General features: G+C 71.3%; 13 protein-coding genes. 5 read left to right on the forward strand and 8 right to left on the reverse strand.

Going from position 1 to position 16,322, the window contains the following annotated elements:
• Window positions 1-225: 225 nt before the first annotated feature.
• The 5 genes from RBH18_RS37600 to RBH18_RS37620 form a co-directional block, all read right to left on the reverse strand.
• On the reverse strand, window positions 226-2,625 hold the full coding sequence (locus RBH18_RS37600; RefSeq protein WP_306215274.1) for a glycogen/starch/alpha-glucan phosphorylase: 2,400 nt from the start codon (window positions 2,623-2,625) through the stop codon (window positions 226-228).
• Window positions 2,626-2,805: 180 nt separating this feature from the next.
• Window positions 2,806-6,255 carry a putative Ig domain-containing protein gene (locus RBH18_RS37605; protein WP_306215275.1) on the reverse strand — a complete coding sequence of 1,150 codons (3,450 nt, stop codon included), beginning with the start codon at window positions 6,253-6,255 and terminating at the stop codon, window positions 2,806-2,808.
• 330 nt (window positions 6,256-6,585) lie between these two features.
• A complete protein-coding gene (locus RBH18_RS37610) occupies window positions 6,586-6,714 on the reverse strand; it encodes a hypothetical protein (RefSeq protein WP_306215276.1) in 129 nt (42 codons plus the stop codon).
• A gap of 447 nt (window positions 6,715-7,161) precedes the next feature.
• Complete coding sequence (locus RBH18_RS37615; RefSeq protein ID WP_306215277.1) at window positions 7,162-9,129, reverse strand: glycerophosphodiester phosphodiesterase family protein; 1,968 nt, start codon at window positions 9,127-9,129, stop codon at window positions 7,162-7,164.
• A gap of 60 nt (window positions 9,130-9,189) precedes the next feature.
• On the reverse strand, window positions 9,190-9,858 hold the full coding sequence (locus RBH18_RS37620; RefSeq protein ID WP_306215278.1) for a DUF1775 domain-containing protein: 669 nt from the start codon (window positions 9,856-9,858) through the stop codon (window positions 9,190-9,192).
• Window positions 9,859-9,910: 52 nt separating this feature from the next.
• On the opposite strand from RBH18_RS37620, the gene RBH18_RS37625 reads away from it, so the two are divergent.
• The 3 genes from RBH18_RS37625 to RBH18_RS37635 all read left to right on the forward strand — a co-directional run bounded on the left by RBH18_RS37625 (window position 9,911) and on the right by RBH18_RS37635 (window position 12,550).
• Window positions 9,911-10,843, forward strand: coding sequence for a 5'-3' exonuclease (locus RBH18_RS37625; protein WP_306215279.1), 933 nt, complete (start codon window positions 9,911-9,913; stop codon window positions 10,841-10,843).
• 32 nt (window positions 10,844-10,875) lie between these two features.
• Entirely contained in the window at window positions 10,876-12,012 is a 1,137-nt protein-coding gene (locus tag RBH18_RS37630; protein WP_306215280.1) for an acyl-CoA dehydrogenase family protein, read from the forward strand.
• Between the two features lie 88 nt (window positions 12,013-12,100).
• Window positions 12,101-12,550: an Lrp/AsnC family transcriptional regulator gene (locus tag RBH18_RS37635; RefSeq protein ID WP_305783363.1), complete on the forward strand. Its 450-nt coding sequence runs from the start codon at window positions 12,101-12,103 to the stop codon at window positions 12,548-12,550.
• Window positions 12,551-12,636: 86 nt separating this feature from the next.
• On the opposite strand, the gene RBH18_RS37640 is transcribed toward RBH18_RS37635, so the two are convergent.
• Window positions 12,637-12,918 carry a hypothetical protein gene (locus tag RBH18_RS37640; protein ID WP_306215281.1) on the reverse strand — a complete coding sequence of 94 codons (282 nt, stop codon included), beginning with the start codon at window positions 12,916-12,918 and terminating at the stop codon, window positions 12,637-12,639.
• A gap of 38 nt (window positions 12,919-12,956) precedes the next feature.
• Window positions 12,957-13,634, reverse strand: a complete 678-nt coding sequence (locus RBH18_RS37645; protein WP_306215282.1) for a response regulator — start codon at window positions 13,632-13,634, stop codon at window positions 12,957-12,959.
• Window positions 13,635-13,855: 221 nt separating this feature from the next.
• Between RBH18_RS37645 and RBH18_RS37650 the strand changes: the two genes are divergently transcribed.
• Window positions 13,856-14,608, forward strand: a complete 753-nt coding sequence (locus RBH18_RS37650; RefSeq protein ID WP_306215283.1) for an alpha/beta hydrolase family protein — start codon at window positions 13,856-13,858, stop codon at window positions 14,606-14,608.
• 118 nt (window positions 14,609-14,726) lie between these two features.
• Window positions 14,727-14,918: a CsbD family protein gene (locus tag RBH18_RS37655; protein ID WP_306215284.1), complete on the forward strand. Its 192-nt coding sequence runs from the start codon at window positions 14,727-14,729 to the stop codon at window positions 14,916-14,918.
• Window positions 14,919-14,983: 65 nt separating this feature from the next.
• Here the strand turns inward: RBH18_RS37655 and RBH18_RS37660 are convergent.
• Window positions 14,984-16,322: KamA family radical SAM protein (locus tag RBH18_RS37660; protein WP_306215285.1), on the reverse strand; the 1,339-nt coding region annotated here is incomplete at its 5' end.

The raw sequence follows: 16,322 nt of genomic DNA on the forward strand, positions 1-16,322 counted from the left end.
CCGGCGACCGTCGCTCGCCGCACCGACCACCTCATGATCACCATGCAGACCCCGGATCCGCCCGTAGCTCGGCGCCGGTGCCGGACTTGACGATGCTGCCGGTCCCCAGCACGTACGCCCGGTGCGCGCGCGACAGAGCCGCTCGACGAGGCCGGTGACGAAGTCCGTGACAGACATGGCCGCGACCGTAGCGCCCCAGACTGGGACGGCGATGAACGCTTACGGTCAGTTTGCTGAGAGCGGGCCGGTGTGCCAGATGTCGCGGCCGTAGTCGCGGACCGTACGGTCGGCGGAGAAGAACCCGCTGCGGGCGATGGTGAGGATCGAGCGGCGGGTCCAGTCGTCGCGGTGGGTCCAGGCGCGGGCGACCTCGTCCTGGCAGTCGACGTACGCGCGGTAGTCGGCCATCGTCAGATACTCGTCGCGGAACAGCAGGTCGTCGGCCACCTCGCGCAGGGAGCCGGCCGCCACCGAGGCCACGAAGTCGACGGCCGCGCGCAGCTCGTCGTCGCGCTCGTAATGGTCGCGCGGGCGGTAACCCCCCTCCCGCAGCGCGGCGACCCCGGGCACATCCAGCCCGAAGAGGAAGAAGTTGTCCGCGCCCACCCGGTCGCGGATCTCGACGTTCGCACCGTCGAGGGTGCCGATGGTCAGCGCGCCGTTGAGGGCGAGCTTCATGTTGCTGGTGCCGGAGGCCTCCTTGCCGGCCAGCGAGATCTGCTCCGACAGGTCGGCGGCCGGGATGATCAGCTCGGCGCGCGAGACGTTGTAGTCGGGCAGGAAGACCATCCTGATGGACGCCGACAGCGCGCGATCGTTGTTGACCACCTCGGCGACGGCGTTGGCGAGCCGCATCACGCGCTTGGCCGCGGCGTAGCCGGGGGCCGCCTTGCCGCCGAAGACGATCGACCGCGGCACCTCGGCGCGCCCGTCGCGGATGCGGTTGATCAGCGTGATCACGTGCAGGACGCGCAGCAGCTGCCGCTTGTACTCGTGGAACCGCTTGATCATCACGTCGGCCATCGCGTCGGGGTCCAGCGCGACGCCGGTGGCCGCGCGGGCGTACCGGGCGAGGTCCCGGCGGTTGGCGCGCTTGACCTCGCGCCAGCGGTCCTGGAATCGCCCGTCGCCGGCCGCCTCCTGCAGCTCGGCGAGCCGGTCGAGGTCGGTGAGCCACTTGTCGCCGCCGAGCCGGTCGCTGATCAGGGCGCTGAGGCGCGGGTTGGCGAGCAGCAGGAAGCGCCGCGGCGACACGCCGTTGGTGACGTTGCGGAACCGGTCGGGCCACAGCTCGGCGAACCCGTGCAGGGTCGTCTCGCGCAGCAGCCGCGAGTGCAGCTCGGCGACGCCGTTGACCGCGGTGCTGCCGACGACGGCGAGGTGCGCCATGCGTACGCGGCGCTCGGGCTCTTCCTGGATCAGCGAGAGCTCGCGCAGCTTGCCGACGTCACCCGGCCAGCGCGCGGACACCTCCCGGAGGAAGTGGTGGTTGATCAGGTAGATGATCTCCAGGTGCCGGGGCAGCAGCCGCTCCATCAGGGCGACCGGCCAGGTCTCCAAAGCCTCGGGCAACAGCGTGTGACAGGTGTACGCGAAGGTCTCGCGCGTGATCCGCCACGCCCGGTCCCAGCCGAGCTTCTCCTCGTCGAGCAGCATCCGCATCAGCTCGGGGATCGCGAGCACGGGGTGCGTGTCGTTGAGCTGCACGGCGACCTTGGCGCTGAAGTCGTCCCAGCCGGTGTTGCGCAGCCGGTAGCGCCGCACGATGTCGTGCAGCGAGCAGGTGACCAGGAAGTACTGCTGCCGCAGCCGCAGCTCGCGGCCCATCGCGGTGCTGTCGTCGGGGTAGAGCACCTTGCTGATGTTCTCGGAGTGCACGATCGTGTCGACGGCCTCGCCGTACTGGCCGGCGCCGAAGCGCGACAGGTCGAACGACGCCCGGGCCGCCCGGGCCCGCCACAGCCTGATCAGGTTGACCGTCCGCGTGCCGTAGCCGGGGACCAGCATGTGGCTGGGCTCGCCGAGCACGTACTCGCCGGGCTGCCAGACCCCGTCCGTCACCGTGCCGCAGAAGCCGACGCTCTGCTGGTCGTCGGGGTTGGCGAACTCCCACGGGTTGCCGTAGAACGCCCAGTCGTCGGGCCGCTCGACCTGCGCGCCGCCCCGGAACTCCTGCTTGAAGATGCCGAAGTCGTAGCGGATGCCGTACCCGAGCGCCGGGATGTCCGCGGTGGCCAGCGCGTCGAGGATGCAGGCGGCGAGCCGGCCGAGGCCGCCGTTGCCCAGCCCCGGCTCGACATCGAGGGACTCCAGCTCGGCCGCGTCGAAGCCGAGCCGCTCGAGCGCCTCGGCGGCGACGTCCTGGATGCCGGAGTAGAGCAGGTTCTGCGGCAGCTGCCGGCCCAGCATGTACTCGGCCGACAGGTAGTAGACGAACCGCGGGTTCGCCGCGTAGTGCGCCGCGGCGGTCTCCGTGAACCGCTCGACGAGCCGGTCCCGCACGGTCAGCGCGAGCGCCTGGTACACGTCCTGGGCGCTGGCCGACTCCCGCGTGGTGCCGCGCTGATGACTGAGATTGCGCAGCAGGTCCCGCTCGAAGGCGGCGGCGTCGTCCGCATCGGTCACCGCGCCAGTATCGTGCCCCCGCGACAACGCCGCGCGGCTCGGTCATGAACACGACGTTGCGCCCCCCAGCTCGCCGGGGCGTACCTCGCGTGGTGGGTGGTTGTCTTGTTGTACTGGAACTTCACCGGTGAGACGTTGTGACGAGGGCCCGCGGCGCCTGTCGCGGGCCCTCGTCCGTCGTCAGTACGTCACCAGCTCCGGAACTTCACCCACCGCGATCTGGGCGAAGCCCTTGCGCGCCTGGTTGCCCTCGTCCCAGTACGCGCTGTGGGTGTCTGTCGGGCCCATCAGTGTGGAACAGATGCCGTCATCGCTGCGGAAGACCTGGGCGCCGAACGCCGGGTGGACCGGATTGGTGCCATTGATCAGCGACTTCCAGACGTCCGCACCCCGGTAGACGAAGTCCGCGGCGCTGCTCTCCAGCCGCCAGACATCGGCTGCCTGACCGATGATGTCGCACTTCGCGGTGGTCGCCCAGAACTTGGCCGGAGCCCCTCCACCAGTGGTGGCACGGAGGTCGTTCGTGTTGTCCACGCCGACACCCGGGCTCGCGACCAGGACGATGTCGTCGGCTTCCACGGATTCCCTGGCGGTGTGCCCGACAACGGTCGTGCCGTAGCTGTGGCCGAGCAGCACCAGATGTCCGGCACCGTTCTGGTGAGCGGCTCGAAGCCCTTGCTGGAACCGCCGGAGATCCGGTGCGGCGGTGTCGGCGTATCCATCGGTGGCCGCGGCCGGCAGGACGCTCTGCGGCGCGTCGTAGCCCAGCCAGGCGAGCGCGGCGGTCGTCTTGGACGGATCCTCCGCACCGCTGTCCCGGGCCATGATGTCGGCGCGGCGGATGTCGGTGGCCAGGCCGGTACCCAGACCGGCGTAGGTACCGGGCACGTAGGAGATGACGTTGTCGGACAGATCGGGATCATTGATCGCGACGACTGCCCGGCCCTTGCCCTCCGTCGTGCTGAACCGCACCAGGTAGGCCCGGGGACTGGTGACAGCGAGCCGGTCCTCGACCACGCCGACGCCGCCGAGCTGGGCATCGACGGTCGCCTTGCCGGCTTCCAGGTTGGTGAGCTCCGCGTCGGCCTGCAGCCGGGCCTCGGCGGCGTCGGCGGCGTCCGGGTAGAGCTCGCGGATGCGTCCCTGGTCGATCATCGACTGGATGAGGGCCGCCCGGTCCAGGATCCTTGCGCGCTGCGCCGACAACTGCGACTTCGCCGCGGCGAGATTGGCGCGGTTCGCCTGGTCCCGGACAGCGGTGGGCAATCCGTCGAGATCGCCGATCTGCCGGGGGTACGTGCGTACGGCATAGGCGATCTGGACGTCGTTCATCTGGTTCTGCCACCAGTTGTGGACCACCCACGGCGAGGTTCCGGCGGCGGGGACGTCGGCGAGCTCGACCTGGCTCGGCGGGACCTCCGGGTTCGCGCCGCCACGCCAGGTCGCGTTGCGCACGTACCGCCACGGGATGCCGCCGGCCATGGACGCTGCTCCCGAGGCGACGAGCTGCGTACCGCAGTCGTTGAGGGAGCCCCGCACTGAGCAGGCCAGGTCCTGGTCGTACTGGATGGTGGCCTGGACGCTGTGGGTGGGATCGAGGGTCTGGAACCGCAGCGAGGTGTAAGGGGCGATGCATCGCCAGACGGGAGGCCGGGATCCGGCCTGCCACTGATAGTCGAAGTCCATGTAGTCGGTGCCGCGCGGGAAGGTCCGGCGGATCAGGCTGCTGTCGGAGCTGCAGCCTGTCGTCACGGCGTAACCGGTGGTGGTGTCGAACGCCGTCATCTTCGTCCAGTTCGGGCGATACGGGCTGTCATTGGCGGGGAAGCGGTTCGTCGCGATGTCGAAGCTCCACTGGCCGCCGTCGGCGTTACCGCTGACGACCGGGGAGACGTCGACCCACCAGGCGCCGAAATCGATCTTTCCGACGTGGCGGCGGTCCTGGACGTCGTCGCGCCGCCGGACGCCGCCGGGGTAGGTGGACTGCACGACGATGATGTCGTGGCTCGCCCGGGCGGGCGTGATGGTGGCGTCGCACTGGAACGAGGTGGCGCACGAGGCGAGGATCTCGCCGGTGGTGTTGTCCTCGACCTCGAGATACGACGCCGACGTGGTCAGATAGGTGTTGGTCATCGCGTGCACGGTGACCGCGGAGACGGCACCGGCATCCGGATAGACGACGGTGTAGCCGTAATCCGTCTGCAGATCCTGGTTCTGGCGGGTCGTGGGCACGCCGGAGAAGTTGTACGACACCGGCAGGCTGGAGTCCAGCACCTCGGTGGTGCCGGTGCGCACGATGCGGGCGCTGAACCGGTGCGTGCCACTGGCCTTGAAGGGCAGCCGCGCGGCGTACGTGCCGGTGGAACCGGTGGTGCCATCGCTGTACGTGACGATCTCGGGGGTCGCCGGGACGACGGCGCCGGTGGTGAGGTCGACGATCTGCACCGAGTAGCCGGCGGGGAGAGCCGGCACGTGGGCACGGAAGGTGTCGTCCGTGGCGAACGTCCAGTTCATCGTCATGGAGATCCGGCGTTGCAGGGAGAAGGCCAGCTCGGTACTGCTGGTACTGCCGTCCGCGTCGGTGACGGTCACGCCGAGCGGGAACGACTCACTGTCCGTGGAGATGTCGGCGGGGACGCCGGTGATCGAGCCGGTCGGCGGATCGAGGGTCAGGCCGCTCGGCAAGCCGGTGACCGACCACGTGAACGGGGATGAGCCGCCAACGGCATGCAAGGTGAGGTTCACGGCGGTGCCGACAACGCCGGACAGGTCCTGGTAGTCGATTCCGACGGCGGTGGCGACGTTCCACGCGAAGGTGACCGTGCCGGCCTTGCCCGCGGAATCCGTGGCGATGACCTTGGTGCCGTAGGAGGCTGCGGCGGTGGGAGTGCCGCTGACGAGCCCGGTGCTCTTGGTCAGAGCCAGTCCGGTGGGCAGGCCGGTCGCTGACCAGGTGTAGGGGCTTTTGCCGCCGGTGGCCTTCATCGTCAGCGAAGTGCTCCGGCCCACGACTGCGCGCTGGTTCCCCGGGTTGACGACCTGCACTGCGGCGTCGACCAGCAAGGAGAAACTCGCGGCGGCGCTTCGCTTGGCCGCATCGGTCACGGTGACGGACACCGCGGCCGCCGCGGCGGGTGTGGCCGGGGTGCCGGTGATGACGCCGGTGGAGGCGTTGATGGTCAGGCCGGAGGGCAGCCCACTCGCCGACCACGCGTACGGGGTGGTGCCGCCGCTTGCGGTCAGCGCCTTCGTCAGCGGCTGGCCGGCCGTCACTTGCAGGGTCCCCGGATTGGTCAGGGTGAGCGGCGCCGCCACGTCCCAGCTGAACGACACCTTGCCGGTCAGCTTGGCGGCATCCTTGGCGGTCACCGTGGTGGTGTACCTGCCGGTGGCGGTCGGCTTGCCGCTGACGACTCCGGTCGAGGAATTGATCGTCAGGCCGGCCGGAAGGGCCGAGGCGGACCACACCAAGGGAGCTTTGCCGCCGGTGGCCTTCATCGCCAGGCTGACGGCGACGCCGGTGGCGGACGTCTGGCCGCCGGGGCTGGCGACGACGGGAGCAGATGCGGCCTCAGCTGCCGGTGCGATCGCGACAGGGGCCAGCACCGCGGCCACCCACAATGCGGCCAATTTTCCTTTTTGGGGCATGTGCAGAAAGTAGGCATTCCGGGGAGTTCCGAGTAGGGACGAAGGTGTGGTCGGATCGGCCCCAGCCGCGGACTCCGCCGCCCGTGTCGTCGATTCTGCCCGGCCGTCAGGACCAGGTTCTCCATGGTGAGGCGCCACAGATGCGCGCTGCCGCCCCACCGGCCTCATGCGTGGAGCAGCCGCCGCATCGGGTGCAAAGCGGTTGCCTGAATCTCACGGCAAACTCCTCAGGCCTTCCGCGTCACTCTGGGTAGCCAGCGCCCTCCGGGCCGTCGACCATGCCCCGGCCGCCTCGGCCGGCCGGGGTGAACGTCAGGGAGCCGCCGGGGAACCGGGCCGGGGCATCTGGTCGCGGCGCAGCTGGAGGGCCGGGTGGCGGGGAGCGGTGAAGCCCAGCGAGCGGTAGAGCCCGTCGCCGTCGCCGGTCGCGTGCAGGTCCACGACGCTGACCGTCGTCTCGCCGGCGAACCAGTCGAGCAGCGCGGTGACGCAGGCCCGGGCGTAGCCCCTGCCGCGCGCGTGCGCACGGTGCTGACGTTGAAGAGGTGCCCGCGCAGCCCGCTGAGGTTGCGCGGCCCCGGGGCGTGCCGGTCGCAGACGCCGGCCGCGCCGCTGACGATGCCGTGCTCGGGGTGCACGGCCACGAAGGCGGCGAAGGTCGTCTCCTCGGCCAGCTTCGCGGCGAACCAGTCGTGGGCGGCGGCCCGCCACGGCGCCGTCTCGTCGCCCACGGGGGCGCCCATCGCCTCCAGCATGGCGGCTCGCAGGCGGACCAGGGCGGGCTCGTCGCCGGGGCGGGCCCGGCGTACCTCGGCGCGGTCGATGTCGTCGGTCATAGAGATGATCATGGACCGGCCGCCGGACCCGGGTCCAGCGGCCGGCCCGGGTTCAGCGCAGGCCGTTGCGGCGGGCGACCAGGACGGCGAGGTCCTGATCGTCGGTGATCACGCCGTCCATGCCGAGATCGATGACGCGCTGCATGATCGTCTCGTCGTCGACGGTGTAGGGCACGACCTTCAGGTGGTCGCGGCGCTGCAGGACGGGCACGGGCGGGCCGAAGTAGTAGTCGGGGCTCTGGCGCAGGTACCAGTCCGGGTCGGCGACCGTGGGCTGCCCGGGGTCGTGGACCTGCCAGTTGGCGGAGACCGTCGAGGCGCCCGCGGCGCGGACCAGCTTGCCGACGTCGCGGAACCGCCACCAGTCGAGGCCGCCGGTCCAGGGGCTCTTCACGCCCGGGTCGCCCCAGACGGCGGCCAGGGAGCACTCGTCGGCGAGGGACGTGCACTCCTGCGGTCCGTACTGCCAGATCAGGGCGACCGTCGCGATGCGCGGGGCGATCGTGCGGGCCAGCCGGATCGTGCGCCAGTCGAAGGACTGGATGGTGGCGCGGCGCTCGAACCCGGCCGCCGTGACGGCCCGGGTCAGCTTGCGCGTGAACGTGGCGTAGTCCACCGTGTCGGACGGCGTCAGCGGGCTGAGCTTGGTCTCGATGTTGAGCCTGATGTCCGTACGCCCGGAGGCGCGCACCGCCGCGAACACCTCGTCCAGCGTCGGGATCCGCTCGCCCGGCACCGGCACCTGGCCCGGCAGGTTGGTCCGCGAGCCGCAGTCGATCGTCTTGAGCTGGGCGAGCGTCAGGTCGTGGATCAGCTTGCCGACGTACACCGCACTGCCCGTGTCGGCACAGTGGCCCGGGTCGACGGTCCGGTCGTGCGTGACGACGAGGACGCCGTCGGCCGTCACGCCCGTGTCCATCTCCAGGGTCGACACGTCACGGTTGGCGAGGGCGTTACGGAAGGCGGCGAGGGTGTTCTCGGGGCGGGTGGCCCGGCCGCCGCGGTGCGCCTGGATGTCGAAGGGCGACGCGTACGCCCGGGGCAGCGCCCTCCCGAGACCGCCGAGCACGGCACGTAGCCGGTCCGGGTAGTCGGTGATCAGCCCGTCCACGCCGAGGCCGATCATGTCGCGCATCACGGCCGGGTCGTCGACCGTCCACGGCACGACCTCGATGCCCGCGCGGTGGGCGGAACGGACCATGGCCTTCGTCACGTACGGGTCGTAGCCGCCGGTCGCGCGCGGCCACCCGTACACCGGGGAGAAGGCGTCCGCCCCGAACGACCGGATCGCGGCGATCGGGTCGCCGCCGAAGTCGTCGATGTCGAGCCCGCCGAGCCACGGGGAGGCGCCGGGCTGCCCGGTCTGCAGGAAGTCGCGGTTGGTCAGGGCCACGATCGGCAGCCGCGGCTCCACGCGGCGCATCAGCGTGAGGGCACCCCAGTCGAAGCTCTGGATCGTGACCTGGCGCAGCAGCCCGGCCTTGCGCACCTCGGCGGCGACGACGCGCACGAACTGCTCGCGCGGCGCGGTCTCCTGCGGGGCGCCGGCCTCCACCTTGGTCTCGACGTTCAGCGTGACGCCGGTGGCGCCGTACGTGTGGACCAGGTCGAAGACCTCCGACAGCAGCGGCATCCGCGCCCCGGGCACGGCGACCTGGCCCGGGAAGTCGGTGAGTGTGGCGCCGCAGTCCATGCTGCGCACCTGGGCGAGGGTCAGATCCTTGACGAACCGCCCGGCGTACGTGGTGCCGCACTTGCGCGCGTCGACCTTGCGGTCGTGGGTGACGACCGCGGCGCCGTCCTTGGTGATCTGCACGTCCAGCTCGAGCGTGCTGACCCCCAGGCGCAGGGCGTTGCCGAAGGCGGCCAGGGTGTTCTCCGGCCGCAGCGCGAGCCCGCCGCGGTGGGCCTGCAGATCAAAAGCTTCCCGGTGTACGGCCGCAGCGGCGGGCGTGGCAGCCACCGTCGCGAGGACGACGGCCGCCGTGGCCAGCGCGGCTGTGAAACGTCTCGATGCCATGCCGGGAACCTAGCCGGGCGCGGCATCGACGGAAGTGAACGCGAGGCGAATTCGCCCCCGTCAGCTCTTCCGGCGGCGGACCGTGGCGACCAAGGCGCCCATCACCACCGCGACGAGCACCCAGATCCACCACGTCGAGCCGCCGTCGTCCTCGTCGTCGTCGGGCGCGGCGACGACGACCGCCTGGGAGCTGGGCGCGACACTCGGAGCCGGGCTGGCTGTCGCACTCGGCGTGGCGGAGGTGGGGGCCCCCGGTTTCAAGGTTACTAGGGGGGCCGGGTTGTCCGGCTCGTCCTTGCCCGGCTCCTGGATCTCGATCCAGCGGGACACCTCGCCGTCGCCGTACGTCTCCAGGGTCTTGAACGACAGCCGCGTCTCGCCGTCGGGCAGCTTCGTGACCTTGACCGACCACTCGGCGTCCGCGCCGACCTTGAGCGCCTTGCCGCCGACCGTGAACCCGTCGGCGGTGGGCGTGAACGTCCAGCCCGACGGCGCCTTGACCAGCGTGACGTCGCCCGGCGCGATGCCCTCGGGCAGCACCACCCGCTCGCCGGCGATCCCGGCGCCGCTGTTCTCGGCCTCGCCGTGGAAGGTGAGCGTGACGTCGGTGGCGCCCGCCGTGTCCTTGTCCGCCTCGACCTCGACGTGGGCGGCGGCCGGTCCGGCGAGCGCGAGTACGCCCAGCCCGGCGACGATCCCGATGGTGGTGATCCTCAGTCTGTTCCGCACGCGCCCACTGTCTCACCCGGTTTTGTCGGACCCGGCGGCTAGGGTCATCCGCGTGACCGAGCGACCTCTGCTGGCCGTCGACGCGCCCAGCCTCTACTTCCGTGCCTTCCACGGCATCCCGGAGTCCGCTGCCCGGACCAAGGCCGGCGAGCCGGTCAATGCCGTGCGCGGGTTTCTGGACATGATCGCCCAGCTCGTGCGCACCCGGCGCCCCGGCCGGCTGGTGTGCGCGCTCGACGCCGACTGGCGCCCGGCCTGGCGGGTGGCGCTGGTGCCGTCCTACAAGAAGCATCGCGTGGCCCACGGCGACGTCGAGGAGGTGCCCGCGACGCTGGTGCCGCAGATCCCGGTGCTGCTGGAGGTCCTCGAGGCGGTCGGCATCCCGGCGTTCGGGGTCAAGGGCTACGAGGCCGACGACGTGCTGGGCACCCTGGCCGCGACCCAGCCGGGGCCGGTCGAGGTGGTCTCCGGCGACCGCGACCTGTTCCAGCTGGTCGACGACGAGCGCGGCACCCGGCTGCTCTACTGCGGCCGCGGCGTGGCCAAGCTGGAGGACGCCGACGACGCCCTGGTGCGCGGCAAGTACGGCGTGCCCGCCCGGTGGTATGCGGACTTCGCGGCGATGCGCGGCGACCCCAGCGACGGCCTGCCCGGCGTGCCCGGGGTGGGGGAGAAGACGGCGGCGCGGCTGATCGAGCGCTACGGCGGCATCGAGCAGATCGTGGCGGCCCTGGACGATCCGGCGTCGGGCTTCGCTCCCGGGGTGCGCACCAAGCTGGCCGCGGCGCGGGACTATCTGGCTGCGGCCCTGCCGGTGTGCAAGGTGGCCCTCGACGTGCCGCTGCCCGAGTTCGACCCCGTGCTGCCGGCCGCGCCGCGCGATCCGGATGCCCTGCTCGCGCTTGCCGAGCGGTGGAACCTGGCCGGTTCCGCGAAACGCCTGGTCGACGCGCTGGCGGGGCCGGGCGGCCCGGCGGGGGGCTGACTAGAAACCTAACGGTCGTTAAGCTCGTCGGTATGACAGTGCACCGGCTGCTGCCATCCGACGAGGCCCGCGACCTGCTCGAGCTCACCCGCGAGATCGCGGCCGGTGAGCTGATCCCCCGGGCGGGCGACTACGAGCAACGGGGCGAGTTCCCGAGGGAGGTGCTGCGCACGCTCGGGCGGGCGGGGCTGCTCGGGCTGCCCTACCCGGAGGCGGACGGGGGAGCCGGCCAGCCGTACGAGGTCTACCTGCAGGTCCTGGAGATCCTCGCGGGCTCGTGGCTGGCGGTCGGCGAGGCGGTCAGCGTGCACACGCTGTCCTGCTTCCCGATCGCCGAGTTCGGCACCGAGCGCCAGCGCAAGACGCTGCCCGACCTGCTCGGCGGCGACCTGCTGGGCGCCTACTGCCTCTCCGAGCCGCAGGGCGGCAGCGACGCGGCGGCGCTGACCACCCGCGCGGTCCGTGACGGCGACGACTATGTCGTCACGGGCACCAAGGCGTGGATCACGCACGCCGGGCGGGCCGACTTCTACAACATCTTCTGCCGTACGGGCGGGCCGGGCGCGACCGGCATCTCCTGCCTCTACGCCGACGCCGCGACCCCCGGCCTGCTCCCGCAGCAGCCCGAACGGCTCATGGGCCTGCGCTCCTCGGCGCCCGCCCAGGTGGTGCTCGACGGCGCCCGCATCGGCGCGGACTGCCTGGTGGGCGAGGAGGGCATCGGCTTCCGCATCGCCATGCGGGCCCTCGACGCGGGCCGGCTGGGCATCGCGGCGTGTGCGGTCGGGCTCGCGCAGGCGGCACTCGACCACGCCTGCGCGTACGCCCGGGAGCGCACCCAGTTCGGCCGGCCCATCGGCGACTTCCAGGGCCTCGGGTTCATGCTCGCCGACCTGGCCACCCAGGTCTCCGCGGCACGGGCGCTCATGCTGGCGGCCGCCCGGCTCAAGGACGCCGGCCTGCCGTACTCGGCGGAGGCCGCCAAGGCGAAGCTCTTCGCCACCGACACGGCGATGAAGGTGACGACGGACGCCGTGCAGGTGCTCGGCGGGGCCGGCTATGTCAGCGACCATCCGGTCGAGCGCTGGTTCCGGGAGGCGAAGGTGCTGCAGATCGTCGAGGGCACCAACCAGATCCAGCGGATGGTGATCGCCCGCTCCCTGCACTGAGCCCGCCCCGGGGCCCGGCCCCGCGCCGTCACCCGGACGCGGGGAAACGCATTCGGTGCGGGGCGGGGCGTACCGGTATCTTTGCGCCGTGGAAGAGATCGACAGGGCGATCGTGGCGGCCCTCACCGCGGACGGGCGCCTGTCCTACACCGACCTGGCCGACCGCGTGGGCCTCAGCGTCTCCGCCGTCCACCAGCGCGTCCGGCGCCTCGAGCAGCGCGGCGTGATCAACGGCTACACGGCCAAGGTCTCCTACGAGGCCCTCGAGCTGCCGCTGACGGCGTTCGTGGCGATCCGCCCGTTCGACCCGTCGCAGCCCGACGACGCCCCGGAGCGCCTGGCCCACCTGTCGGAGATCGACTCCTGCTACTCCGTGGCGGGCGAGGACTTCTACCTGCTGCTGGTCCGGGTCGCCAGCCCGGCCGACCTCGAGCGGCTGCTGCAGGAGATCCGCACCGCCGCCAACGTCACGACCCGCACGACGGTGGTGCTCAGCACGCCGTACGAGGGCCGTCCGCCCCGCATCCCCACCGAGTAGCTCGCGAATCTCCCTCCGCCCGTCGAAGGCTGCCGAACTAGCCTCCTAGGACGCCCTAGGTGTGGTGCCCGGGTGGGCGCCTTCCCTCACGTCCCGAGACGCAGGCCGAGGACGGCGGTGGAGATCACGCAGCCGGCGACGCACAGGATGCGGCCGGTGAGCATCGGGCCGCGCGGACCGCGGGCGGCGGGGGCGCTGATCAGGAAGCCGGCGAGCCCCAGCACCAGCCCGGCGGTCAGGAAGCTGAACACCACCGACGCCGCGCCCAGGATGAGGACGGCCCGGGCGCGGGGGGAGGGGCGGCGCCGTTCGGGGGCGGGTGCCGGTACCAGGTGCAGGGTGGGGGAGTGCCGGTCGCGGGGGTGCATGCGCGGAGCAATCGGCCGGCGCACCCGCGGCGTGAGGGTTATGGCGTGAAGCGGTAGCCGATGCCGGGCTCGGTGATGAGGTAGCGCGGGCGGCTGGGGTCGGGCTCGATCTTGCGGCGCAGGTTGGCGAGGTGGACCCGGAGGTAGCCGGTCTCGTTCTCGTAGGCGGGGCCCCACACCTCGCGCAGCAGCTGCTTCTGGGCGACCAGCTTGTCGGGGTGGCGGGCGAGGACCTCGAGCATGTGCCATTCGATCGGGGTGAGGCGCACGTCCTGGCCGGCCGTGGTGGTGAGGCGCTTGGCGGCCAGGTCGACGGTGAAGTCGCCGGTGGTGATGGTGGCGGACTCGGGTTGCGGGGCGGCGCGGCGCAGGGCGGCCCGGATCCGGGCGAGGAGCTCGTCCATGCCGAACGGCTTGGTGACGTAGTCGTCGGCGCCGGCGTCGAGGGCCTCGACCTTGCTGGCCTGCGCGTCGCGGGCGGACAGCACGATGATGGGCACGGCGGTCCAGCCGCGCAGGCCGCGGACCACCTCGACGCCGTCCATGTCGGGCAGGCCCAGGTCGACGATGGCCAGGTCCGGCGGGGTGTGCCCGGCGGCGGCCAGGGCCTCGGTGCCGTCGGCCGCGGTCTGGACGTCGTACTTGCGGGCGCTCAGGTTGATCCGCAGCGCCCGCCGTAGCTGGTCGTCGTCGTCCACGACGAGGATGCGGCTCACGGCGCCGATTGTGCAGCATGCCCCGGGCTTCCACCGAGGCGACCGGAACACCGGCCTTTGACGTAGGATCCTAGGACGCGCCTACGCGGTGCGAGCTGTGCTACGTTGCTCCGGCAGCGACGACCCGAGGAGGTGAGACCGATCAACGCAGTGACAGGTCGGGGCTCCCTCCCGCAGACGGTCTGAGGGAGCGCCCGCAGAGGCATCCCGGAAGGCGCAGCATGCACTTTCTCGATGACACCGTGTCCGACGGTGTCCGTGAACAGCTTTTCTCTCTCGGCGACATTCCCGGCGTGCTGTGGACGCCCGCAGACGAGCGCCCGCGCGCGCTGATCCTGATGGGGCACGGCGGGGGACAGCACAAGAAGGCGCCGGCCATGGTCGAGCGGGCCCGGCGATTCGTGCTCGACGGCGGCTGGGCCGTGGTGGTGGCCGACGCACCGGGGCACGGCGACCGGCCGACGGACGAGACGTTCGACCGTCTCGCCACCGAGCTGCAGGCGCGGGTCGGGGCGGGGGAGGAGTTCGCCCCGCTGATGGCCGGCTTTCACGAGGTGGTCGCCGGTCGCACGGTGGGGGAGTGGCGGGCCGTGCTCGACGCGGTGCAGCGGCTCGATGGGGTCGGCGCGGGGCCGGTCGGCTATTTCGGGGTGTCGCTGGGCTGCGGGCTGGGCGTCCCTTTCGTGGCGGCCGAACCCCGGGTGCGCTCGGCGGTGCTGGGCCTGGGCGGCGGCGCGGCCAACACCGGGCACGCGACGCGGATCACGGCGCCGGTGCAGTTCCTGATGCAGTGGGACGACGAGCGGATCCCGCGGGCGGACGGGCTGGCGTTGTTCGACGCGTTCGGCTCGGCGGAGAAGACGTTGCACGCGAGTTCGGGCCGGCACGGCGAGCTGCCGCGCTTCGAACTGGACGCGAACGTGGCCTTCTTCCGCCGCCATCTCGGCGGACCACCCTATATCTCAGGATCCTAGGATGCCTTAGAGGGTGTGCGGCCCGGGGGACGCAAGCGGAGAGCTGTTTTGAAGACGCGCCCTTCGGGCACTGATTTCACCGACAAGAACATTTTGAGTTCGGGTCGAGGAGGACGCGATGAGCTTCACCGACAAGGTCAAGAACAAGGCCGACGAGCTGGCCGGCAAGGCGAAGCAGAGCGTCGGCGACATGCGGGACGACGAGCGGCTGGTCGCCGAGGGGCAGCGGCAGGAGACTGCGGCGAAGGCCCGGCAGGCCGGGGAGCACGTGAAGGACGCGGGGCGCGATGTGCGGGACGCGTTCAGCTGATCTTGTGAGACGACAGAGGCCCCGGATTCCGTACGGGATCCGGGGCCTTTCCCTGTGCGAGGGTCCTACTGGTTGCGCCACCAGTCCTGGCCGGCGCGGGGCAGGGTGTCGATCGGGTCGTAGTAGGCGTAGAGCTTGGTGAGGGCTTCGGGGTCGGTGGCCTCGATGCTGGTGCGGTAGTTCTTGGTCCAGTAGGAGATGCCGTGTTCGCGGTCGTACTCGGCGACCATGTGGACCCAGCGTTTGCCGACGTAGGGGACGTCGCAGACGATGCGCGGGGTGGCGTATCCGGGGAGGTAGCCCATGATGTCGTGCTGGAGTTCCTGGGCGTACCAGACGGGGACGCGCCAGTGTTCGGCGTGCGGGATCATGTCGCACATGTAGAAGTAGTACGGGGTGATGCCGGCTTCTCCTTGCAGGGCGAAGCAGAGGTCGAGCAGGTCTTCGGTGCGGGCGTTGACGCCGCGCATGAGGACGCCTTGGTTGCGTACGTCGCGGACGCCGGCGTCGAGGAGTGCGCTGGTGGCCTGGGCGACCAGGGGTGTGAGGCTGTTGGCGTGGTTGACGTGGGTGTGGACGGCGAGGTTGACGCCTTGGGCGCGGGCGGTGCCGGCGACGCGTCGGATGCCGTCGAGGACGTCGGGCTGGAGCCAGTGCTGGGGGAGGCCGGCGAGGGCTTTGGTGGCGAGGCGGATGTCGCGGACGGTGGGGACTGACAGGAGTCCCATGAGGTAGGCCTCGAGTTGTTTCCAGGGGACGTTGGCGACGTCGCCGCCGGAGACGACGACGTCGCGGACGCCGGGGTGGGTGCGCAGGTAGTCGAGGTGGGCGGCGTAGCGGTTGGCGGGTTTGTCGACGAGGCGCAGTTTGGTGACGGCGGGGGTGCTGTTGCCGACGAGGTCCATGCGGGTGCAGTGGCCGCAGTATTGCGGGCAGGTGCTGAGGAGTTCGGCGAGGACTTTGGTGGGGTAGCGGTGGGTGAGGCCTTCGGCGACCCACATGTCGTGTTCGTGGAGGCTGTCGCGGGTGGCGTGGGGGTGTGAGGGCCAGTCGAGGTGGCGGTCGGTGGCGACGGGGATCATGTAGCGGCGGATGGGGTCGGCGTAGAAGCTCGTGGTGTCCGGGGCCTGGTGGGGGACCATGGTGTTGAGCATCTGGGGTGGGACCAGCATGGACATGGTCGCGAGGCGTTCCTGGTCCTTGAGCAGGTCGGTGTAGAAGGTGTCGTCGAGCAGGTCGCCCATGACGTCGTGGAGCTGCTTGATGTTCTTGATGCAGTGGGCGCGCTGCCATTGGGCGCTTTCCCATTCGGTGCGGGTGACGTGGTGCCAGCCGGGCAGGCGGGTCCAGTCGGGTTCGGTGAGGGGTCGGCGGCGGTAGTCGTAGGGCTGGCCGCCGAGGGCG

This window comes from Actinoplanes oryzae, assembly GCF_030757795.1.
In the GTDB taxonomy this organism is placed as follows: Bacteria; Actinomycetota; Actinomycetes; order Mycobacteriales; family Micromonosporaceae; genus Actinoplanes.